Source organism: Candidatus Binataceae bacterium (genome assembly GCA_036495685.1).
In the GTDB taxonomy this organism is placed as follows: domain Bacteria; phylum Desulfobacterota; class Binatia; order Binatales; family Binataceae; genus JAFAHS01.
This window is the reverse complement of sequence record DASXMJ010000149.1, coordinates 47,770-70,990: the sequence shown is the minus strand read 5'-3', so window position 1 is coordinate 70,990 and position 23,221 is coordinate 47,770. Positions and strand designations below refer to the sequence as shown.

At 61.8% G+C, this 23,221-nt stretch carries 16 protein-coding genes; 12 read left to right on the top strand and 4 right to left on the bottom strand.

The features are described from left to right. The 5 genes from VGI36_14350 to VGI36_14330 all read left to right on the top strand — a co-directional run. A partial coding sequence (locus VGI36_14350; GenBank protein HEY2486329.1) for an AAA family ATPase occupies positions 1–2,931 on the top strand: 2,931 nt, incomplete at its 5' end. A gap of 245 nt (positions 2,932–3,176) precedes the next feature. Beyond that, entirely contained in the window at positions 3,177–6,464 is a 3,288-nt protein-coding gene (locus tag VGI36_14345; GenBank protein HEY2486328.1) for an AAA family ATPase, read from the top strand. Positions 6,465–6,627: 163 nt separating this feature from the next. Further along, positions 6,628–7,269: a hypothetical protein gene (locus VGI36_14340; GenBank protein HEY2486327.1), complete on the top strand. Its 642-nt coding sequence runs from the start codon at positions 6,628–6,630 to the stop codon at positions 7,267–7,269. A 396-nt stretch (positions 7,270–7,665) separates the two neighbouring features. Then, positions 7,666–8,814: an amidohydrolase family protein gene (locus VGI36_14335; GenBank protein HEY2486326.1), complete on the top strand. Its 1,149-nt coding sequence runs from the start codon at positions 7,666–7,668 to the stop codon at positions 8,812–8,814. A gap of 55 nt (positions 8,815–8,869) precedes the next feature. Next, positions 8,870–9,967: an LLM class flavin-dependent oxidoreductase gene (locus VGI36_14330; protein HEY2486325.1), complete on the top strand. Its 1,098-nt coding sequence runs from the start codon at positions 8,870–8,872 to the stop codon at positions 9,965–9,967. 188 nt (positions 9,968–10,155) lie between these two features. Here the strand turns inward: VGI36_14330 and VGI36_14325 are convergent, their stop codons facing one another. Then, a complete protein-coding gene (locus tag VGI36_14325; GenBank protein ID HEY2486324.1) occupies positions 10,156–10,572 on the bottom strand; it encodes an OB-fold domain-containing protein in 417 nt (138 codons plus the stop codon). A 5-nt stretch (positions 10,573–10,577) separates the two neighbouring features. Next, positions 10,578–11,753, bottom strand: a complete 1,176-nt coding sequence (locus VGI36_14320; GenBank protein ID HEY2486323.1) for a thiolase family protein — start codon at positions 11,751–11,753, stop codon at positions 10,578–10,580. 224 nt (positions 11,754–11,977) lie between these two features. On the opposite strand from VGI36_14320, the gene VGI36_14315 reads away from it, so the two are divergent. From VGI36_14315 to VGI36_14305, 3 genes are all read left to right on the top strand, one after another. After that, entirely contained in the window at positions 11,978–13,603 is a 1,626-nt protein-coding gene (locus VGI36_14315; GenBank protein HEY2486322.1) for an NAD(P)/FAD-dependent oxidoreductase, read from the top strand. Positions 13,604–13,626: 23 nt separating this feature from the next. Further along, positions 13,627–14,484: an LLM class F420-dependent oxidoreductase gene (locus VGI36_14310; GenBank protein HEY2486321.1), complete on the top strand. Its 858-nt coding sequence runs from the start codon at positions 13,627–13,629 to the stop codon at positions 14,482–14,484. A gap of 90 nt (positions 14,485–14,574) precedes the next feature. After that, complete coding sequence (locus VGI36_14305) at positions 14,575–15,687, top strand: hypothetical protein (GenBank protein HEY2486320.1); 1,113 nt, start codon at positions 14,575–14,577, stop codon at positions 15,685–15,687. Between the two features lie 101 nt (positions 15,688–15,788). Here the strand turns inward: VGI36_14305 and VGI36_14300 are convergent, their stop codons facing one another. Then, positions 15,789–19,214, bottom strand: a complete 3,426-nt coding sequence (locus VGI36_14300; GenBank protein HEY2486319.1) for a carboxyl transferase domain-containing protein — start codon at positions 19,212–19,214, stop codon at positions 15,789–15,791. Positions 19,215–19,342: 128 nt separating this feature from the next. Further along, on the bottom strand, positions 19,343–19,987 hold the full coding sequence (locus VGI36_14295; protein HEY2486318.1) for a helix-turn-helix domain-containing protein: 645 nt from the start codon (positions 19,985–19,987) through the stop codon (positions 19,343–19,345). Between the two features lie 81 nt (positions 19,988–20,068). On the opposite strand from VGI36_14295, the gene VGI36_14290 reads away from it, so the two are divergent. From VGI36_14290 to VGI36_14275, 4 genes are all read left to right on the top strand, one after another. After that, complete coding sequence (locus VGI36_14290; protein HEY2486317.1) at positions 20,069–20,713, top strand: GNAT family N-acetyltransferase; 645 nt, start codon at positions 20,069–20,071, stop codon at positions 20,711–20,713. A gap of 14 nt (positions 20,714–20,727) precedes the next feature. Continuing rightward, a complete protein-coding gene (locus VGI36_14285) occupies positions 20,728–21,207 on the top strand; it encodes a DUF2147 domain-containing protein (GenBank protein HEY2486316.1) in 480 nt (159 codons plus the stop codon). 318 nt (positions 21,208–21,525) lie between these two features. Then, positions 21,526–22,287 carry a class I SAM-dependent methyltransferase gene (locus VGI36_14280; protein ID HEY2486315.1) on the top strand — a complete coding sequence of 254 codons (762 nt, stop codon included), beginning with the start codon at positions 21,526–21,528 and terminating at the stop codon, positions 22,285–22,287. 34 nt (positions 22,288–22,321) lie between these two features. Further along, positions 22,322–23,185, top strand: coding sequence for an alpha/beta hydrolase (locus tag VGI36_14275; protein ID HEY2486314.1), 864 nt, complete (start codon positions 22,322–22,324; stop codon positions 23,183–23,185). The last annotated feature ends 36 nt before the right edge of the window (positions 23,186–23,221 follow it).

Sequence of the window (23,221 nt, the reverse complement as noted above, 5' to 3'; positions counted from 1 at the left end):
GTCGCCAAGTATCTGGGCGATGGCCTGATGGTGTACTTCGGCTGGCCGCAGGCGCACGAGGACGATGCCGAGCGCGCGGTGCGCGCCGGGCTGGCGGTGGTCGACGAGGTCGCGGCGCTGAACGGACGGTTGGCCACTGAGCACCGGGTGAAGTTGGCGGTGCGGGTCGGAATCGAGACCGGCTCGGTGGTCATGGGCCAGGGCGGCGGTGAGGGGGTCGATGTTTTCGGCGATGCGCCCAACGTCGCCTCGCGGGTGCAGTCGGCCGCGCAACCCGACTCGGTGGTGATTACCGCCGCGGTGCAGGAGCTGGTGGCGGGCCTGTTCATAGTCGAGGATCGCGGTGCCCAGGAGCTTAAGGGCATGGTGCATCCGCTTAAGCTCTATCGGGTGGTCCAGCCCATGGTGGTGGGCCGAGGCACGCAGCGGGCTGCGGGCCGCAGCCTGACGCCCTTCGTGGGACGCGAAGATGACCTCCACCTGCTCTTAAGTCGCTGGGAGCGGGCGCGCGAGGGTCAGGGCCAGCTGGTGCTGGTGATGGGGGAGCCGGGTATCGGCAAGTCGCGTCTGGTCGAAGAGTTCCGCGCGCAGATCAGAGATGAACCGCACCTCTGGATCGAAGGCGCTGGCGAGCAGTTCTCCCAGAACACCCCGTTTCACGCGGTGACCGAGATACTCGAGCAGGCCCTGGGCTGGCGCGGCGACGAAAGTCCCGCGGAGCGCGTCGCCCAACTCGAGCGCCGGCTGGAGGGGGCGGGGCTGAAGCTCGGCGAAGCGGTGCCGCTCATCGCCGAGTTGCTCAATCTGCCGAGCCCGGACCAGTACCCCCCGCTGATGTTCGCACCCGACCAACGGCGCAAGCGGCTGCTCGCCAACCTCTCCGCTTGGGTCCTCAACTTGGCCCGGGTGCAGCCGGTAGTGATGACGATGGAGGATCTGCACTGGGTCGACCCGTCCACCCTGGAGCTTGCACAGATGTTGGTCGAGCAGGCCGCGACCGCGCCACTAATGCTGCTCAGTACCACCCGGCCCGAGTTCCGCGCGGCGTGGCCGATGCGTGCGCATCATACCCAAATTACCCTTAATCGCCTGAACAACCGTCACACCCGGGAGATGATCGCGGGGGTGGTGGCGCGCTCCGCCTTGGCGCCCGACCTCATCGATGCGGTGGTGCAACGCACCGATGGGGTGCCGTTGTTCGCCGAGGAGCTGACCCGGCTCATCCTGGAGGGTGACGGGCGCTCGGTGGTGCACGACATTCCCGCCACGCTCCACGATTCCCTCGCCGCGCGTTTGGACCGGCTCGGAGCCGCGAAAGAAATCGCGCAGATCGCGGCCGTGATTGGACGCGAGTTCTCATATGAGCTGCTTGGAGCGGTCGCTCCAGCCGGCAGCGAGGGACTCCAGTCTGCTTTGGAGAAACTGGTAGACGCAGAACTCATCTATGCGCGGGGCATCCCGCCCGAGGCGACCTACCAGTTCAAGCACGGATTGATGCGGGACGTCGCTTACGAAGGGCTACTCAAGGTCAGGCGCAAAGAGCTCCATCACCGCGTCGCTCAAACCATCACCAAAAAATTCGCGGCGATTGCTGAAGACCATCCCGAAATAATCGCCCGGCACTGGACTGAGGCGAGTGACGCGGAACCCGCGATCGCAGCATGGAAGAAAACCGCAAACGCTGCCGTAGAACGGCACGCCTTCAGAGAGGGGGAGGAATCTTATCAGCAGGCGCTCGCTGTGCTTCGCACGCAGCCCGAATCGCCCGAACGTGACGCCCATGAATTAGACCTCACCAACGCACTATATCGTGTCCTCCTCGCAACTCGGGGTTACACTGCCCCTGAAAGCTTCGACGCGGCTGCAAAGGCGCGCACCCTGGCAGAGAAGGCGGGCAACCTCGCGCAACTAATTCAACAGGTGTACGCGACCTGGACATCGGTCCACAACTCCGGCGACCACTTGGGGGCGGCCGCACTGGCCGACCATTTGCTCGAACTGGCCGAGCGCGAAGGGAGTCCTGTGAATCTTGGATTCGCGCATATGGCGCACGTGGAGACGTGCTACTACCTGGGAAACCTGGTCGGCACTGAGGAGCATTTCGAGCGTTTGAACCCTTTCATAGAGGCCCCAGGGTTCAAACAGTTCCCGGGAACCTTCGTGATTGTGATGGGTTTTGCAGGGATCAATGCATGGACTTTGGGGTATCCCGTGTCAGCTTTCGAGCCCATTGCTCGAGGGGTTGCTTTCGGCCGAACTAGCCAGAACCCGTACGATCTCGCCATGGCGCGTTTCTTCGAAAGCTGGCTGCGTCAGTTTCTCGGAGAACCGCAACTTGTCGAGGAGACCAGCGCAGAATCGCTAGCCATCTCTGAAGAGCACGGCTTTTCGTATACCCGCGATCTCGCCCACGTCATGACCGGTTGGGCGCGGGCGAAGCGCGGCAGCACCCGCGAAGGCGTGGCGCAAATCCGCCAGGGCTTAACAGGTATAGGGAGGATTGGTGCTCGACTGGGGCTCACTACTATCCTCACTTTGTTGGCGGAAGCCCAGGCTCTCGACGGTGCTATCGCAGAAGCCGTCAGCACAATCCAGGACGCGCTTCAGGTAAATCCCCAGGAAATCGTGTTTCGCCCTCAGATGCTGAGGTTGCGCGGGGAACTGCTTCTCAAGCTGAATCAACCAGGACCCGCAGAGACCGACTTTCGCGAGGCCATCTCGCAGGCGCAGAAGATGCGAGCGAGAGCATGGGAGTTGCGCGCCGCTTTGAGCCTGGCCCGGATGCTGAGGGTGCGTGGCGAGATCCTTGAGGCACGCGAGCTGCTGACTCCCCTTTATTCGAGTTTCACCGAAGGCTTCGATACACCAGACCTCAAGGAAGCCACCGCGCTGCTCGCGGAGCTAAATGGGGCCGTACCGCTTCACAGCTAAAGAAACTGCTTCGAGCTCCGCAAGGTGTGATCAGCAGTTTAAATCCGGTTGGAGCCCGGCTCTGAGACCAAAGTCGTATTTACCCGGACCCGCTTGCGTCTGCATAGTGAGTTGATGATTGGGACCTGACCGAGCCCCGCGGATGTAAGAGACCAAGAGACCTGCCCGGATTCAGCACCCAGGTCGCGACGATCGGTCCGCAACATTCGGTCATTTTGGACCATACTGGCCAAGCGGGAAACCAAATGCGCTGCTCGAAGTGCAATGCAGAAAACCCCGAAGGCAAGAAGTTCTGTGCCGATTGCGGCGCGGCGCTTGGCACTCGCTGTCCGGCGTGTGGCGCCGATAGTCCGGTCGGCAAGCGATTCTGCGGCAACTGCGGCGCCAAACTCTCCCTCGATGGCGGCGGATCACAGCCCCCAGCCGCGCCACGCAGTTCTGCCGGGACTCAAGCCCCAGTCGCGCCTACCACCGCTTCCGTGGCAAGCGAGGGTGAGCGCCGACATCTGACGGTTCTTTATTGCGACTTAGTCAACTCGACGGAGATCTCGTCTCATCTGGACCTCGAAGACTGGCGCGAATTCGCCGCCTCGTATCAGCGGGGCGCGGCTGACGCAGTTACTCGTCTCGGTGGTCACGTCGCTAAACATCTGGGCGATGCTTTGATGGTTTACTTCGGTTGGCCGGAAGCACATGAAGACGATGCTGAACGGGCGGTTCGCGCGGGCCTCGCAGTCATCGAAGAGGTCGCGGCACTGAGTGAACGCCTTGCTCGCGAGCACCAGCTGCGGCTGGCGGTTCGCGTCGGAATTGAAACCGGCTCGGTATTGATGGGTCACGCCAGCGGCGCAGAAGCCAGTGTATTCGGCGATGCACCCAGCGTTGCCTCGCGCGTGCAGTCGGCCGCTGAACCCGATTCGGTGTTGATCACCGCGGCGGTACATGAGCTCGTGCCGGGACGATTTGTGTTCGAGGATCGTGGCGTGCAGCAGCTCAAGGACGTCAAGCATTCACTACATCTGTACAGGGTGATTCGTCCCGCTATCGCACGCCGGCGTACGCACGGCGCGGCTGTCCGCGCTTTGACCCCCTTCGTTGGCCGAGCGGAGGAAATGCGTTTGCTGGCTAACCGATGGGAGCGGGCACGCGAGGGTGAAGGACAGCTGGTGCTGGTTACGGGCGAACCGGGAATCGGGAAGTCGCGCTTGGTCGAGGAATTCCGCGCGCGCATAGCCGACCATCCCCACCTGTGGATCGAATGTGCTGGCGAGCAACTTTTCCAGGGTACGCCGTTTCACGCGGTGACTCAGATCCTCACCCAAGGGCTCGGTTGGCGTGGTGACGAAAGCCCCGAGGAACGGTTCGCACAACTCGAGAAACTCGCGGGGCTGAAGCCCGAGGAGGCGGTTCCGCTCATTGCCGAATTGCTCAACCTTTCGGTACCTGATAAGTACCCGCCCCTCGCGCTGGACCCCGACCAGCGGCGCAGACGACTGCTCGTGAACCTCACCGCGTGGGTGCTCAACACGGCGCGCCGTCAGCCGGTGGTGATCGCGATGGAGGACCTGCACTGGGTCGATCCCTCGACGCTTGAGCTAACCCAGACGCTGGTCGAGCAGGCAGCAACTGCCCCGCTGATGCTGCTGTACACCGCCCGCCCCGAATTTCATCCACCGTGGCCGTTGCGGGCCTATCACGCGCGAATCACGCTCAGTCGTCTGAACGATCGCCACACGCGGGAGATGGTGACCGGGGTAGTCGCTCGCGCTGCTCTGGCCCAGGACCTGATCGATGCAGTGGTGAAACGTACCGACGGGGTACCGCTGTTTGCGGAAGAGCTGACCCGCCTGATCCTGGAGGGCCACGCTCGTTCCGTGGGGCACGAGATTCCAGCAACCTTGCGCGATTCGCTCGCGGCGCGTCTGGATCGGCTCGGACCGGCCAAGGAGGTGGCACAGATCGCGTCGGTTATCGGCCGCGATTTTTCCTATGAGTTGCTGCAGGCGATCGCCGCGATTCCCGAGGGCGAATTGCAAGCCGCCCTGGAAAAGCTCGCTGATGCGGAACTCATATACGCGCGCGGCATCGCGCCGGAAGCGAGCTACCAATTCAAACACGGGCTCATCCAGGACGCGGCCTACGAGGCACTGCTCAAGACCAGGCGCAAAGAGCTGCATCGTCGGGTCGCCGAAGAGATGACCACAAAGTTCGCAGCCCAGGCCGAGGAGCATCCCGAGGTTATCGCTCGGCATTGGGACCAGGCCGGTGAGACCGAGCCGGCGATCGCAGCGTGGCGTAAAGCCGCTGATGCCGTGTTCGAGCGCCGCGCGTTCAAAGAAGCGGAGAATGCGTACCGGCAGGCGCTCGGCATCCTCAAGACGCTTCCGGAATCAGCCGAGCGTGACGGACGCGAGTGGGTTCTGATGAACCGCTTCGCGCAGGTGCTCCAGGTCACCCAGGGATGGGCCGCCGCGGAAGCGGCAGCCGCAGCCGAGCGCGCACGCGCGCTCGCGGAGAAGAGCGGCGACCTCGCGCAACTTGTCCTACAGATGACTGGCTCGTTCGCTACCGCCATTACCAAGGGAGACTTGCCAGCGGCGAGCGCCGTGGCGGATCGGATACTCGAACTCGCCGAGCGCGACGGGAGCGCCGCGGTTTTGGGGTCCGCTTACGCTTGTCAGGTTACGGCATGCTACTGTCGGGGCGATCTGAGTGGCGCGGAAAAGCATTTCCGGTCCGGCGCCCCGATGTTCGAAGTCTCGGCGCGTGAAGTTCCCTCGGTTCTGGGCTCGTTCGGAGTCGCCGGTCACGTGGCGTGGATGTTGGGAAATGCCGACCTCGCACGGGATCGAATGCGTCAGGCGATCGAGGGCGCGGTCGCTCTTAAGAGTACTTTCGAGTTGGCTTACGCGCAGTACCTTGCCGCTGCATTGCAGCTTTTCATGCGAGAATTTGGCGATGCGAAGACCTCTGCCAGCGCGGCCGTGGCCCTCGCGGACGAGCATGGATATCGGCAGTACGGTTCGGGAGCTCGAATCTTTCTCGGCCTCGCGGAGGCTGCGCTCGGTAATCCGGCCGAGGGGATGCCGAAAGTCGAGGCGGGGTTGCGGGACCTGACCGAAACCGGCACCGGAATCATGATGACGCTCTATTTGAGCTGGATAGGGGTATCGCAGTGGCTCGACGGCAAGGTGCCCGAGGCGCTAGCGACGATCGAGAAGGCTCTGCAAGCGAATCCGGCGGAACTTTCCTGGAGGCCGGACACCATCCGGCTGCGCGGCGAGCTGCACTGGAGACTCGGTCACACGCAACAAGCGGAACGGGACTTCCGCGAGGCAATCGCAGTCGCGCAAAAGATCGGAGCCAAGGCCTGGGAGCTGCGCGCCGCGATGAGCCTCGCCAAGACCTTGAGAAAACGAGGCGAGATCATCCAGGCGCGCGAACTGCTGGCGGCCCTTTACTCCGGTTTCACCGAGGGCTTCGACACTCCGGACCTGAAAGACGCGAAGTCGCTGCTGACCGAGCTGAACTGATTTTCGGGCGATACAACCTATTATTCTTGTAATAGCGAAAACAGAGTTGCCCGGGCAGGAGTCGTGGAGCCAGTCCAAGTCAGCGCGATCATTTTCTTCTGCATATTTGGGGGCGCGATGCTCGGCATGTGGCTGCGCGGGGTCCTTCCCCAGCATCACCTGGATGCAGAGACGAAGGATTCTTATCAAGCTGGGCGTCGCGCTGATCGGCACGATGGCAGCGATGCTGCTCGGCTTGCTGGTGGCTTCGGCCAAGAGCGCCTACGACGCGCGGCGCAGCGAGCTTACCCAGATGGCTGCCGACACCATCCTGGTTGACCGCGTGCTGGCCCACTATGGCCCGGAAACCGGCGAGGCGCGCGGCCTTCTTAAGGCTTCGGTCGTAGGAATGCTCGATCGGATTTGGGGGAACAAAGACGAGGGCGCCCCGCAGATCCACAACGAAATCCTGTTCGACAAGCTCCAGGAACTGGTACCGCAGAACGACTCGCAACGCGCGCTTAAGTCGCAAGTCGAGTCGATGGCGTTCAATTTGGGGCAGATGCGCTGGCTCTTGTTCGAACAGAGCGGATCCTCGATTTCCACGCCGTTCCTGGTGGTGGTGGTTTTCTGGCTGAGCACGCTTTTCGTCAGCTTCGGACTGTTCGCGCCGCGCAACGCGACCGCGTTCCTGACGCTGTTTATCAGCGCGCTCTCGGTCGCAGGCGCGTTGTTTCTGATCCTGGAGCTGGACCATCCATTCTCCGGATTGATTCAGATCTCCAGCGCGCCCCTGCGCAATGCGCTCTCGGTACTTGGAAGGTAGTTTCTTACCCGAGGACCAACCGCCTTCGTCCGTTCCCGCAGAAGAGCAGTCCGTCAAAGACGTGGGCCTCGGTTTTTGGAGTCGGCCCTAGCCGAGAGCCGATATCCCGTCACACAAGAGTCCAAGGTTGGTCGCGAAAACTCCTGTAACCTTGGAATCTGCGGATTTCCGCGCCGTTAGGTGAGTTTAGGGGTCCGTGAAGATCTCCGATCGTCAAGGAAGCGGGATCATTCAGCGGCGGGTTACTGTGTCTCCAATTCAGACCGCTCCGGGAGATGGCGGAGTGAGCCGGCACTTGCTAAAAACTCGATCGTTCGGAACAGACGGCGTCGCGACGTGGCGGTCGTCACCGCCGGACGCGGAGCGAACCTGCACACGTCGGAAGGAGAATTTAGCATGATTCCTCGCGGCATCATTTCATCGGATGGGCACGTATGCGAACCCCCCAATTGCTATGTCGACTATATCGACCCGAAGTATCGCGACGACGCGCCGCGGATCCTTCCGCAGCCTGACGGCACCGAGGCTTTCGTGGTGCCGGGAATGAAGCGACCGGTAGCGCTCGGCTTTATTGATGGCGCCGGCTTCACCATCAAGGAACGAAACGAACGTGCCAAGCGACTCAAGTTTGCGGATGTCCGCGAGGGCGCTTATGGGGGGCGCGCGCGGCTGCCATACATGGACAAGGACGGGATCGCGGCCGAGGTCGTTTACGCTTCCGTCGGAATGGGCCTGTGTATGCATCGCGACGCCGAGTACAAGGACGCCTGCATGAAAGCGTACAATCGCTGGCTACAAGCGATGTGTAGTGAGGCGCCCAATCGGATTTTAGGATTGGCGCAAACCGCGGTGTTGAGCGTCGACAGCGCGATCGAAGATTTTCGCCGCGCGAAGGAAATGGGGATGGTCGGCATGATGATGTCGGGCCGCCCGATTCACGAAGACTATGACCATCGTGACTATGATGCCCTGTGGGAATGCGCGACCGATCTGGGACTTCCCATTTGCTTCCATATCCTGACCTCACGCGACGGGGCTCTCGGCATGCCGCACCGCGGGCACGAGATGAACAATTTTCTCGGTATCATCCGCGCGGTGCAGGATGTCGTCGGTCTGATGGTGCTTGGGGGCGTGTTCGAACGCCATCCGAAATTGAAACTGGTCTGCGCGGAAGGTGATGCCGGCTGGATGCCGCACTATATGTATCGCATGGACCACGCCGCGAAATTCAATGCAGAGGGTGGAATAATCAAAGGGCTGTCCAAGCTGCCCAGCGAGTACATCAAAAACAATGTCTGGATGACTTTCCAGGACGATCTGAGTGCCTTCAACTCTCTGCATCAGATGCCACACACGCAGCTCCTGTGGGCGAGCGACTTCCCCCATACGGATTCAACCTGGCCTCGCTCGCAGCAATTGCTGGCCGAGCACACCGCCCACCTTCAAGAGGAACAACGGCAGGCCATCATGCGAGAGAACGCGGCCAAGCTCTTTCAATTGCCGGCCGGGAACGAGTCCTGGCGCATGTACGACACGGCTGCATAGGTTGTGGAAAGAGACCCGAACTACGATGGTCGCCCCATAGCCCGAGGAGATTCCAATGAAGGTCAGCGGAGCCGTTTTCGTTCAGAACTTCCATGAGCAGCAGGCGGACCACGAGGTGTTCCTCGAAGATCTGAAGCTCGCGGAACTATTCGAGCCGCTCGGCTTTGATGCGATCTGGAGCGTCGAGCATCATTTCTCGCCGTACACGATGGTGCCCGACGTTCTGCAATTTCTGACCTACTTATGCGGGCACACCCGACGCATCGGTCTCGGCACCATGGTCGTGGTACTTCCGTGGCACGACCCGGTTCGCGTCGCCGAACAAATCTCGATGCTCGACATCATGGCCCAGGGGCGCAGTCTCACGCTCGGTTTCGGTCGCGGCGCCGGGCGCATCGAATTCGATGGGTTCCGGGTGCCGATGAGCGAAGCGCGCGAGCGGTTTGCCGAAGCGGCCGAGATCATCAAGCTGGCGCTTTCGCAAAAGCACTTTTCCTTTAATGGCAAGTTTTTCCAGATTCCCGAGATGAGTATTCGGCCCCAGCCGCTGGACAGGGATTTGGTGAACCGGATGTACGGGGCGATCGTATCACCGGAAACCGGGGAGATCATGGCGAAGGCCGGGATGGGGATGCTCGTGATCCCTCAGAAGCCCTGGGAAGAGCATCGCAAGGACTACGACGCCTACAAGCTGTCGTGCGAGCGGGCCGGTTTCAAAGCCAAGGCGCCGATCGCTGGATGTTGGGTCTATTGCGCCAGGACTGAGCGCGAGGCCATGGAAGCCGGGCGCAAGTGGAGCAAGAACTACGCGGAGAGCGCACTCAATCACTACGAGTATCACGAGCCGGAACACTTCAAGGCGGCCAAGGGCTACGAGTATCACGCGCAGATGGCGCAAGTGGTAAAGTCCGCGGGCGGCTTCCCGGAGATGTTCGCGGACACCCAGGTGATTGGAACACCGGAACGCTGCATCGAGGTGTTGCGCAACGTTCAAAACACACTGGGCGCATCGGAGTTCGTGGGGGTGTTCAAGTACGGGGGGATGCCCTATGACGAGGCGGAGCGGAGCCTCCGGCTCTTCGCGTCGGAAGTAATGCCCGCGATGAAAGCCGAAGCGCGCGAACAGTCGCATCCCGCCGCCGCCGGATCGTAAGCAGGTCCCCGTAAGGCAGGTTGTACGGGACCGCCTCGTGGCGCATTAGCTTCGCGTATCCCTAGATCATAGCGGGCAGCTTGATTGCGCTCTACCCGCGGTGGTCGGCAAGCAGGCGAAGGCCCTCCATAGCTCTATCCTCAATCTTGGCGGGCCCATAAGGAAAGCTGACGAGTCTCGCGGTCTGCTTAGACGGTGCGGGGCTTGAACTTCGCGAGCGTGACCTCATCGGTCACATCATCGAATACTATTTCGACCGGCATGCCGCAGTGGATCTCGCCCTTCGCCCCGAGCAGATTTGCCAGGACCCGCGGACCTTCCTCGAGATCAACTTCCACGACGTTGTACGGAATGTCGGCTTCAAAACTACGGAAGTAGGCCTGATGAAACACCACCCATGAACTGATTCGACCGTGGCCGCTGAGCTGCGTCCAGGTGAACTTGCGCGACCAGCAGGCCGGGCACAGCGGCGCCGGGGGATACCAGGTCAGCCCACATCCGTCGCACTTTTGCAGCCGCAGTTCCCGTCGTCTGAGTCCTTCCCAGTAAGGGCGGTTCAATGAGGAAATCGTCGGAAGCGGTTTCTGGTACTCAGCTGCTTTCATTCGCGTTACTTGTGATAGATGAGCGAGTCGCCATACGCATTCGCCCACTGAATGACCTCGGCATCTTTCACTTGCCTGGCGCCGCATTCGCCGCGTAGCTGTCGAACGATTTCGACCTGATGATTCCAGCCCATGATGTGCGCCTCGGAGAGCAAACCCCCGTTGGTGTTCATCGGGAGCTCTCCCCCGATTTCGATCCGGCCGTCTTGCGTGAAGCCCGCCGCTTCCCCTGGTTTGCAGAAGCCGAAGCGCTCAAGCGCAATCCACGCAACTATCGAGAACGCGTCGTAGGTGAAGAGCGCGTCGACCTCTGTCGGTGTTACTCCGGCCATTTGGTACACGCGCTGCTGGCCGACCTCATATTCAAACACCGATTGTTGGGCCACGCCGAGCCCGGGATATGCCCAGATGAACTCCTCGCGGCCGCCCGGCAATCCCTGCATGCCGCCGATGTAGACCGGAGGTTTTTTCAGATCGCGCGCCTGTTCCGAGGTCGTCACGATCACGCATGCTGCCCCATCGTTGATGAGGCAGTAGTCGAGCAGACGAAGTGGCTCGCAGACGTAGCGTGATCGCTGATGGGCTTCGACATCGATAGGTTCGCGCATGATCGCCGCCGGATTCATTGCGGCGTGCTTGCGAAACGCGACTGGCACCGAGGCAAGCGCGCGGCTGTCGCAGCCATAGCGATCGAAGTAGCGTCGCGCCACCAGAGCGGCGCCCGCGCCGGGCGAAGTCATGCCATACACGGGGTCTTCTCCGTGGCCTCCTCCCGCCTCGCGTGTGCCCTCGCGGTCGCCGGCGCCGCCCATCATCGGACGCCGCATTGACGAGAAGCTCACCGAGGCGAGACAGGCGACGGCATCAGCCAAGCCGGCATTTACCAGCATCGCGGCCCACGTGATGCAGCTCGCGGTAAAGCGCCCGTGAGCCCAAGTCTGATTGCAGGTCCGCAGCTTTAACCCCAGCAGCTGCGCAATAGAGTCTCCGTCGGCACCGATTGGCGACCCGAAACTGACGATCATTCCGTCCAGCTCATCGCGCGTGAGGCCACAGTCATCCAGCGCGCTGGCAATTGCGTCGGCGGCCAGATCGATCGGGCTGCGCATCAACCGCCGCCCATACGGCGAATTGCCGACACCTGCTATCGCGGCACGGTCCTTTAATTCGAAATTTGCCATCGTCGCTTTATGCGTGCGAGCCTATAAAAAGCTTTGGTAACTTCCAAACGCCCGCGATGAGGATCAACGGCAGCTTCGAATACGCGTTTGGAGAGCCTTTTTGGCAATGGTATAGGAAGCGAAGATCGCCGAGCGTGCGGTCGCGGAGGGAAATTTTAACGCTTATCGCATGGTAAACTTCCCGGGACCAGGGGAAGAGGGACAGCTTATTCTGGAAGATCGTTATGGCAGATTCTCAAGCACAGACACTGAATACCCGCTCCGAACGGATCGAGAGTTTTGACGCGATAGTGATTGGCGCCGGCGTCGCCGGACTCTATCAACTCTATCGCTTACGCGAGCTCGGACTCTCGGTCCGGGGTCTCGAAGATGGCGGAGGCGTGGGAGGGACGTGGTACTGGAATCGCTATCCCGGCTGCCGCTTCGACTCGGAGAGCGAGACCTACGGCTATTCCTTCTCAAAGGAGCTCCTCCAGGAGTGGGACTGGAAAGAGCACTTTTCCGGCCAACTGGAGAACGAGCGCTACCTGAACTACGTGGCCGATCGGTTCGATCTGCGCCGCCACATCCAGTTCAATTCGCACGTCATTTCCGCGGTGTACGACGAGCGCACCAACCGATGGGATGTCCAGCTCGAGAGTGGACAACGCATGCGCGCGCAGTTCCTGGTGGCGGCGGTGGGAATCCTGTCGGCGCGCTACGTTCCCTCGTTCGAAGGTATCGACACCTTCAGGGGCGAGTCATATCACACGTCCAGGTGGCCAAAGGAGAAGGTCGATTTTAGCGGGAAGCGCGTGGCGGTGATCGGCACCGGCGCCACTGCCGTCCAGCTCATCCCGGTCATCGCCAAGGAGGTCGGTCATCTCACCGTATTCCAGCGCACGCCGAATTACTGTGCGCCGCTCAGGAACGGGCTGGTGAGCGAAGAAACCCAGCGGCGGTTCAAGGCTACTTACCCCGAGATACACCAGAGAATCCGGGAAACCACGGGAGCTTTCCTGCACGAGTTCGACCGGCGCACGGCGCTGGAGGTCCCGCGCGAAGAGCGGCTCGCGGTGTATGAGAAATTGTGGGCGCTGCCCGGCTTCGGTAAGTGGCTGGGCAATTTCAGGGACATCATGACCGACCGGGTGGCGAACGAAGACTTCGCCGAGTTCGTACGCGACAAGATCCGCGCGCGCGTGAAGGATCCTGCTGTGGCGGAAAAACTGGTGCCCAAGGACCATCCGTTCGGATCCAAGCGCGTTCCCCTTGAAACCGAGTATTACGAGGCCTACAACCGCGACAATGTCCTGTTGGTCGATATCAAGGAGGCATCCATCGAGCGCATCACGCCCAAGGGTATCAAGACCCGCGACCGCGAGTACGAGTTCGATGTCATCATCTATGCGACCGGCTTTGACGCCATCACCGGCGCGGTGACCCGCATTGATATCCGTGGAGAAGGTGGACAGAGCCTCAAGGAGAAATGGGCCAATGGCCCGCGCACGCTGCTGGGCATTCAGTCGGCCGGCTTCCCAAATCTCTTCATCGCGACCAATAGCGCATTTTGCAACTACACGGTATGCGCCGAGAGTATCGTCGAATGGATCACCGACGCTATCCGCCACGTTCGCGCGAACGGCTACTCGCGCATCGCACCCACGGTGAAGGCGGAAGACGCCTGGGTCGAGCACGCCAACGAGGTGGGGAGCCACACGCTATTGAGCGGCGCTAACTCGTGGTTTATCGGCGCGAATATTCCCGGAAAGGCTCGCGCGATTCTCCTGTACGCTAGTCCGGCACCCGTATACCGGGCCAAGTGTACGGAGGCAGCGGCCAACGGCTACAAGGATTTTGTCCTGCAGTAGGCAGGTCGGAGGATGGAACGCTCATGAAATTCGGTATCGGCTTCGCCACTTCCGGAAAATTCAGCGATCCGGGGCTGCTGGCCCATCTGGCGACTACCGCCGAGCGCTGCGGTTTCGAATCGCTGTGGAGCGTGGAGCACGTCGCGGTTCCCGTAAAACACCTGCCCTATCCGGGCAGCAAGGATGGCAGCATGCCCGGTGGCGACGATGTCGCGATTCCGGACCCGCTCATCCCGCTCGCGTATGTGGCGGCAGTGACCAAAACCATCAAGCTCGCCACCGGAATATTGATCCTGCCGCAGCGGCATCCCATCTACACGGCAAAAGAAGTCGCGACCGTGGACGTGCTCTCGGGCGGACGAGTAATTCTCGGAATCGGCAGCGGATGGATGAAAGAGGAATTCGAGGCGCTCGGAATCGACTTCCATCACCGCGGCGCGATGACCGACGAGGCGATCCGCGCACTGCGCGCGCTGTGGAAAGATGGAGCCGCATCGTTTGAGGGCAAGCATTTCAGGTTCGGTCCGCTCCATTCGAATCCAAAGCCGGTCAGGAGAGACGTTCCGATTCACGTGGGAGGACACTCGACGGCGGCCGCTCGGCGCGCCGGGCGCTACGGAGATGGATTCTTCCCCACCGTGATGAATCCGGAGAAACTCAAGGAGCTGTTCGCAACCGTGCGATCCGAAGCGCAAAAGGCGGGGCGCAATCCGGATGCGATAGAATTCTCCTGCCTGACGAGGTCCTTCAAGCCGGATGACCTGAAGATGCTCGCGGACATGGGAGTTTCGCGGGTGGTGGTAAATCCTCCGGGCACCAAGCCGGAGGTAGTAACCCGCGGGCTTGAAAAATTCCGCGAGGAAGTCATCTCCCGCGTGTAGCCGACTATCTGGCGCGCGAACCTCTGGCGCTCGGGAGAATCCCGAAATTGCCTGTCACCGTCCCCGTCCAGCACTCGGCAGGAGGAAGCGATGCCAAACCAGGAAAACACTTACGCCGGCCAACTAACCGCGCTCCAGAATGAAGTCTTGGAGTTTCTGCGCACCTTCGAGTCGATCCAGGAACAGCTCCGACCCGGATCGCTCGCCGATCACCAGGCGCGAATGGTCAGCGCGGTGCGCGACATCTTTCGCCGCTTCGAGTCAAGCTTCGTGTCATCGACGCCGCCGCCCGGCCAGGAGGAATTGCATCAGCGGCTCTGCGCCGCGGTCCGGGAATTGGGCAAGGCTTACGAGCTGTTCATGACCCAGCCGAGCCCGCAATGGACGCTCATCTACTTGTATAGCCGCGCTGCATTCTGCCGGGCCTTGTATCAACTTTATGCGTTGCGCGACCAGTTACCCCTGATCGCTGGGCATTTTCTGCTCGATGGCGCGCCGGCGCCCACCCCGGCCCCGGCGCCCACCCCGGCCCCGGCGGCCAGCGCAGCGACCACCGGTTTCATCCAGCGCAAGCGCAACCAGGAACGTTCGGACTACACGCTCTACATTCCGGAAGATTATTCTCACGATAAACCCCTGCCGCTGATCGTCGCCTTACACGGCGGCCACGGTCACGGCTCGGAATACATATGGACGTGGGTGAGGCCGGCGCGCAGCCGCGGTTACGCCATCCTCTCACCCAAGTCATGGGGCGACACCTGGGACATGAGCCTACCCAGTCCGGACACTCGGTCGTTCCAGCGCATGTTCAACGAGGTCACCAACGAATACTCAATCGACCTCGCCCGGGTGTATCTGACCGGCCTCTCGGACGGGGGCATCTTCACTTACATTTTAGGCCTCGAGCACAGCCACTTGTTCCGCGGCCTCGCCCCGGTAGCCGGGGCGCTCCATCCGGTCGTCGATCCGATGCTGCGCCAGGAGCGCGGCAAGGACACCCCGATGCTGGTGATTCACGGGGTCCACGATTTCATCTTTCCGGTCGCGTTCGCCCGCCAGACCTGCGAGCTGCTCGAGAGCATCGGCTACCAGGTGACCTACCACGAGCTCCCGGAATGGGGCCATGCATATCCCTACTCGATCAATGAGCAGTTGGTGCTGCCATGGTTCGAGTCGCTGCCTGCCAAGGGGCCAGAGTCATAACGCGCACTCCGGTTTCGTTCGGCCACGTTCAAATCGCTTCGCTCGCCAAACTGGATGGTCGCGGCGCTAGTGGCGTTTCCACCGTCCTGCAGGAGTCGGAATTACGGCCTGAATTGGATTGCTCGGGGGACCAGCAAGGACGGTTGCGACACGATGCGATAGGCGTTTTCTCCCCACTCACACACCCATGGGCGAGTGTCGCGCGGGTCGATCATTTCTTCCATCTGAAAACGGTTTAGCGGACCTATGGGGCCGCGCGCACTTTCGATGCGCGCATTGATCTCCGCACGCAGGGCGGCGGGGTCGGCGGCCTCGGCGAGCTGGCGTTTGTACGCGGCTTCGATCCCGCCCTCGGGCGGGATGCCGCCGACGTCGGCGGCGGGCCACGCGACGCGTGCGCTGGCGCCGCTGCGGGGCGATGCGAAGTTGTTGCCGGCCACCCCAAAGCTCCGGCGCATGATGACGGTGAAGATCGGAACCTCGACCTGTGCGAACGCGATCATCCACTCTCCGCCCTTGCGGATCGTTCCGGTCAACTCATGCTCCAGTCCTACCGCGAAACCCGGATTGTCGATCAGGTTGAGGATGGGAAGGTGAAACATGTCGCAGAGGTCGAGGTGGCGCTTGAGTTTGTCGCACCCGTCGGCCGTGAGTGCGCCGCCATTGACGTGCCTGCAGTCGGATGCGAGCAAGCCCATCGGATAGCCGTTGAAGCGGACGAAACCCACGATCTGATCGGTCCCCCACAATGGCCCGATCTCGAAGAAGGAGTCGCGATCCGCTATCAGGCGGATCGCCCGGCGCATGTCGAACGTCATGGTGCGTTTGCGGGGGATGATGGTAAACAACTCTTCCTCGCGGCGATCTGCCGGATCACTCGGGTCCGGAGGCAAGACCGGGGGCGCTTCGTAGACGCTGGAGGGAAGGTAGGAAAGGAACCGCTTCGTCATTGCGGTCGCCTCTTCCTCCGAGTCGGCGAGATTGTCGACGGAACCATTCCGACAGTGGATATGCCAGCCGCCCAACTCCTCCTTGCTGATGTCGTACCCCATCGCGTGGCTCACCACAGGAGGTCCGGCCACGAACAGCTGCGCGATGTCACGCACCATGACCGAGAAGTGGCCGAGGACCGCCTTCGCCGCGCCGATACCCACCACACTACCCAGCAACAGGTTGACCACCGGCACCTGGCTTAGCTGCGATACGTACATCGTGCTTCCGAGGTGGCCCGGCAGAAACGAACCACCCTCCCCCGACACGCGCGGGCGGCCGGCAACGATCGCGCCGGAGCTTTCTTGTGCCCTGCTTTCACCCGCCGTTTGCTGCTTGGGTACCATTGCTGCAATGCTGCCGCCGCCCGAAGAGCCGTCCAGCAAACGGATCGATGGGCAGCGTAGGTCGATCGACAGCCGGTCGAGGTGCGCGGCCTTGCCCCCGATCGCGCCGTCAGAGTGTCCGCCGCGCGAGGTAAAATCGTCGGCGCATACCACCGCCGTGCGGCCAGCAATCTTGCCCCAACCTCCCACGTGGTTGGCGGGCGTGAAGCCCGCTATGCGTCCCTCGTCGTCGTAATCCGCGAACCCCGCAAGGCTGCCAACCTCGCGGAAGGTGCCCGGATCAAGCAACAGGTCAATGCGTTCGCGGCAGGTCAGCTTCCCTCGGCGCCGCTGGCGGACGACGCCTGGATCGCTCGAATCGGGCGCGAAACGTCGATGAGCGATCTGTTGCAAGGCATGCACGTCGGCGAGCATCGGTGCCCAGCTGTCGTCGCCGTAGTGGCGCGGCTTCGCCGCAGCGCTAGGGCGACTGGATGGGGCTATCGTCGCGACGATCTGCCCTGCTGCGACTGTGGCGCCGATCTCGGCGGGGCTGATTGCGGTCACTACCCCGGCGCAGGGCGCCGTAATGGCGGTTTCCATCTTCATCGCGCTGATGACCAGCAGAATCGCGCCGGCCTCAACCGCGGCTCCGACCTCCAGGGGAAGCTCGATGATATTGCCGGCCATCGGGCTTTCGACACCCTCCTCTCCCGCCGGGACGACCAGGTTGACCGATGGGGGCTGCGTGGAGGATATGGTGAGCCCGTCTCTGCCGCCGCGGAGCACCATCGCCTGTTGTTCGAGCAGTGCCAGCGAACCCGACGCGGACGCTTTCGCGCCCGTCGAAGCGACAAGGTCGGGGTGCTCTGAGAAGAAGCTGGTGCGCGCATCACCCGCCCGCACCGCCGGATGTGAGAGGATCGCGCGGAGCAGGCGAAGATTGGTCGGCAGGCCGGAAATGTGGAACTCGTCGAGTGCGCGTAAGGTGCGATCGAGCGCTGAACTGAACGTGTGCGTCGAATTCGACTGGCAGATTAGCTTGGCGAACATCGGGTCGAACTGCGGCGGGGGCGCATAGCCGAGATAGCCGCAGGAATCGACCCGCACGCCCGGACCGGTCGGCTCCTTGTAGGCGGTCAACACGCCGGTACCGTTCGCTACGATGCGCGCCTGTATGGCAAACCCGCGAGGCCGTGCAACTGCGGCCTGGTCGGAGATGCCCAAGGATTGGAGGGATTCGCCGGCTGAGATACGAAACTGCGATTCGACCAGATCGATGCCGGTGACCTGCTCGGTTACGGTGTGCTCCACCTGGATGCGCGGATTGCACTCGATGAAAAAATGCTCGCCGCGCTCGGGGTTGACCAGAAACTCAACTGTGCCCGCATTCACATAACCTGCGGCACGGGCAAGGTGGATCGCGTCCTCAAGGATGCGCTGCCGCAGAGCGGCTTCCAACCCCGGTGCCGGGGCGATCTCGATGACTTTCTGGTTGCGAAGCTGGACCGAGCAGTCGCGCTCGTGGAGATGAACCAGATCGCCGGCGCGGTCGGCCAGAACCTGAACCTCGATATGGCGGGGGCGTGCGAGCAGTTTCTCGACGAATAGGGCGCCGTCGCCGAACGCTGCGAGTGCTTCACTCTGGCAGCGTACGAAAGCCGCTGCCATCTGATCGGCGGACGCGACGGCGCGCATCCCCCGCCCGCCTCCGCCCGCGGCCGCTTTCAGCATCACCGGATAGCCGACCGTTTCGGCGACCGCCGCGGCCTCCTCCGCGCTAGCCAGCGCTTGCGGGCTACCCGGAATGATGGGGATGCCCAGCGAGCCGGCCAGCTCGCGCGCTCTCAGCTTGTCGCCGAACAACGCCAGCGTCTCGGGATGCGGCCCGATAAATGCGATGCCCTCTTGGCGGCAGCGCGCTGCGAAATCGGCATTCTCAGACAGAAAGCCATATCCGGGATGCACGCAATCGCAGCCACCAGCCTTCGCGGCGTCGATCAGCGCTTCCACGTCCAGGTAGGCACGGACGGGATCGTTCGAGGGCGCCTCGGACCTGAGTGCGCGCGACTCGGTGGTTACGCGGATATGAAGCGAAAGCGCGTCCGCAGGCGCGTATACACTGACCGACTCGACACCAAGCGCCTCTGCGGCGCGCGCGACACGGATGGCGATTTCACCCCGGTTGGCAATCAATACCCGCTTGAACAAAGGTCGACCTCTCCGACGGCATTATGAAGGTTTCTTGCCCTGCTCAGGAGACGATTACCTTTCGCGGTCGTATCCTTGCAAGGCTGACCAGGCAGGGGGATTGAAATGTTCACGAGCTGGTTGGGTAGTCACTGCCGGCCGGCCGATGCACCGCGGCGCTTCGGTGCGCGCGGATGGCGATAGATTCCGCGCAGGTACAAGTCTTCGACGGCGGCATCCCAGCGGGCCAGGCCTTCCTCGCTGCGCAGCCGATGGTCCAGGTAACGGTTCAGCGCCGGTTCCAGCAACAAAGGACCGAGCACCAGAATCATCGTGTTGAGCGGCGCCCAGACCGGGTCGAGGTTGCGGCGCAGCAGATGATTCGCCTGCAGGCGGCGGTTTAAGGTACGACTCAGCTGCACTATTGAGTCGAGCAGGCGGCGGCCAATCCGATCATCCTCCAGAATGACGCGGCGCAGGTATGCAACCAGCTCTGGATTGCGCCGGATAAAGCCGATGACAGCCGCGCCCAGGGTCAGGGTCCGCGCGGTTCTTCCGGGTTCCAGACCGGCACCGGCCAACTCCGCCATCTTGCCTGCGACGTAGGCGCTGACCGCAGATTCAAGCGCCCACTTGCTTCGGAAATGGTGCTGCACCAGTCCGGGCGACACGCCGGCCACACTGGCGACCTCGCGAATCGAGGTGGCGGCCGTTCCTTTTTCACCGAACAACCTGAGCGCGGCATTGCGGATCCGCGCATACGCGGTCAGATCGGACGGCTGCTGTTTCATCATCGGCAAGGCGCGACAACCTTCGGTTTTGAGATTAGAATACACTTGTATGGCTGACAATACAATTGTATTGTCGAGAGCGCTATGAACCCGATCACCATTCGCCAGATACTGAACCACGAGCTGCCCATAGCCGCGCTGCTGCTCAGTCGTGCGATGTGCGACAATCCGATCGATGTGCGCGCGTTCGGCGGCGAAGCGGCGGGCCGCCGCCAAAAGCTGGAGCGTTTCTATTCTCCGGTGCTGCATGGCTTGTATCGGCGCGGACAGATTCTCGGCGGCTTCCGCGACGCGGAAATGATTGCGGTGTGCGCCTTCACCCCGCCAGGACATTGTCAGGCCACTCTCACGGAGAAGGTGCGAATTCTTCCCTCGGTAGTGCTAGCCAACCAAATCGCCACCGCCGGGCGCATCCTTCAGTGGGTCGGCGCGTGGTCGCGAAGGGATCCGTCGGCGCCGCACTGGCACCTGGGCCCGGTTGCGGTAGAGCCCACTGTTCAGGGTCAGGGGGTCGGCCGGGCGCTGATGGCTGATTTCTGCTTGCGGATGGACGAGTGCGCCGGGCTTGCGTATCTCGAAACCGACAAGCGCGAGAACGTCTGCTTCTATCGGCGCTTCGGCTTCTCGGTAGTCGCGGAGGCGGAGGTGTTGGGCGTGCGAAACTGGTTTATGTCACGTGTACTCACCGATACCTCCCAGTCAATTGGCCCGCTTCCTTGGCGGGAATAATCTGGACGCGACCTATGGACCGTGGCACAGCCAGGTGGCAGCTGATCGACCGGCAGGCATTCATCGCGATGTTGCTGTGTTGTCTCCTGACCGCCTCGGGAGCTCACGCTGTAAGCAGCGATCTGAATCCGTTGGGAACCTGGGCGACCCAGGGCGACGATTCTCACGTCAAGATCGAAAAGTGCGGGACGAGCCTGTGCGGCACCATCGTATGGCTCAAGGATCCGCTCGGTGACGATGGAAAAGATGCGGTCGATTCCAAAAATCCGGACCTCACTCTCCGCACCCAGAAACTGGTGGGCCTTTCGCTCCTTAACGGTTTCGAACCGACCGACGATCCCAGCGTCTGGAAGAACGGCCGGATTTACAATCCCGAGGACGGCCGCACCTATTCCTGCAATCTGACGGTGCAGGATGCCAACACCTTGCGTGTACGGGGCTACGTAGGCTTCTCGCTGTTGGGGGAAACTCAAATCTGGAATCGCGTTCGCTAGCTCCCATTTTGGTCGGAATTCCCCATTCATACGAAGCGGACATTGGCGATCCAATCGAACGAAGAGCACGGCCAAGCCGGCGCTCCCCGGCTCACTTCGTATTCTCGACCTCGCCTGCAGCCCGCTTCGATAATCGGCACCGTCGTGAGATCGAACCGCTGGACGCCATCTGAATTGAAATTTCGGGAGGGAACCGGGCTCAGATGACAATGGCGTGATCGCGTCATAAACCGCACCTGGGCAGCTGGTACGCTTTCTGCTTCTCCTGTACCGACGCGCAACCGACGGCGACGCCGATCCATCGAAGGGGAGGCCCGGGTGAACGCACGAGAAAGGCTCATCGAAAAGCTCACTGCTGAAGAGGCCCCGCAGCGAAACCTGGCGACCGCTATCAGGGAGGTAACGGTTCGCCGCCCAAGTCAGCGCGAGCAGTGGTTTGATCCGGGCTATCTGTTTCGCGTGCAGGCCGAAGAGCGTCTGTTCCTAAACGCGCTTCGGAAGCATGGCTTCCGAAATCTTGCCGGCCGCAAGATCCTCGATGTCGGCTGCGGCTTTGGATATTGGCTGCGCCGCTACGGGGAATGGGGCGCCTTACCGCACGATTTGCACGGCGTGGACATTCTGGAGGAACGAATTCAGGCGGCTCGGGAACATTCCCTGCCCGGTATTGATCTGCGTTGCTGCAACGCCGTGGATCTGGATTTCGAGGACGCCTCGTTCGACATGGTTTCCATGTTCCTGGTGCTCTCACTGGTTCCCGATGAGCAAACGCGAATGCAGGTTGCCGCCGAGGTCGCGCGAGTGCTGAGGCCGGGTGGGATCGTTCTGTGGTACGACTTCCGCTATCAGCCCCCGCGCGGCGGCGCCGAGATGATCGCGATGACCCGCGATCGGATTGCGCGCGCGTTCCCGGGTTTTGAGCTCCGTGTGCGCAGCGCTTCAGCGGTTCCTCCGATCACGCGCAGGCTGGGTCGCTATGCATGGGCGTTCTGCTCATGGCTGGACTTCATTGCGCCGCTGAACTCGCACTATGTGGGCGTCCTGATCAAGAAGACACCGGTAAAGAGCGCGTGGCGGTAGAGTTCGTGCACAAAATCGCGATAATGCATCGTCTATGAATCGCGAACAATTCTGGTTCACGAGCTCGGACCAACTGGAGATCGCTGCATATCGATGGCCCGCGCACGGCCCGGCTTCCGCGATCGTTCAAATCTCACATGGCATGGCCGAACACGCGCAACGCTACGATCACGTGGCTGCCTCACTGAATCGAGCGGGCTTCCACGTCTATGCCAACGATCATCGCGGTCATGGACTGAGCGGGACACGGTCGAATTCGATCGGAGATTTCGGGACGGCAGGATGGAACGGGCTGGTCGACGACATGTCGGTGCTGACCAGGATCGCGCGCGAGCGCGAGCACGCGCTGCCGGTGATATTGCTGGGTCACAGCATGGGTTCCGTTGCGGCCCAGCAATACATTATCGAGCACAGTCTGGACATTGTCGGTGTCGCTCTTTCCGGATCGGTCGCGACCGATTTGCTCGCGATGAATTCGACACCCGATGGTGACCTGACCGCATTCAACAAGGCCTTCGAACCGGCGCGGACCCACTTCGACTGGCTGTCGCGTGATACCGGCGCGGTTGACGCGTACGTTGCCGATCCGCTGTGCGGTTTTCAACTGACGCCGGCGTCGATGATGAGTCTGGGGATGTCGGCGCTGCGGCTGGCAGATCCCAAGGAACTCGCACGAATCCGCAAGGACCTGCCCATCTACCTCTTCGCCGGCGACGCGGACCCAGTGAATCACAAACTTGAATGGCTCAAGCCGGTCGCCGCACGTTATCGCGCAGCCGCAATCACGAACGTGTCAGAGCGCTACTACCCCGATGCGCGGCACGAGGTAATGAACGAGACCAATCGCGAGGAAGTGCTCGGCGATCTGCTGGCGTGGCTAAAGCTGACGATCGGATAAGAATCAGGGCGTCCGCGGGTGCGCAGCGTCGATTTC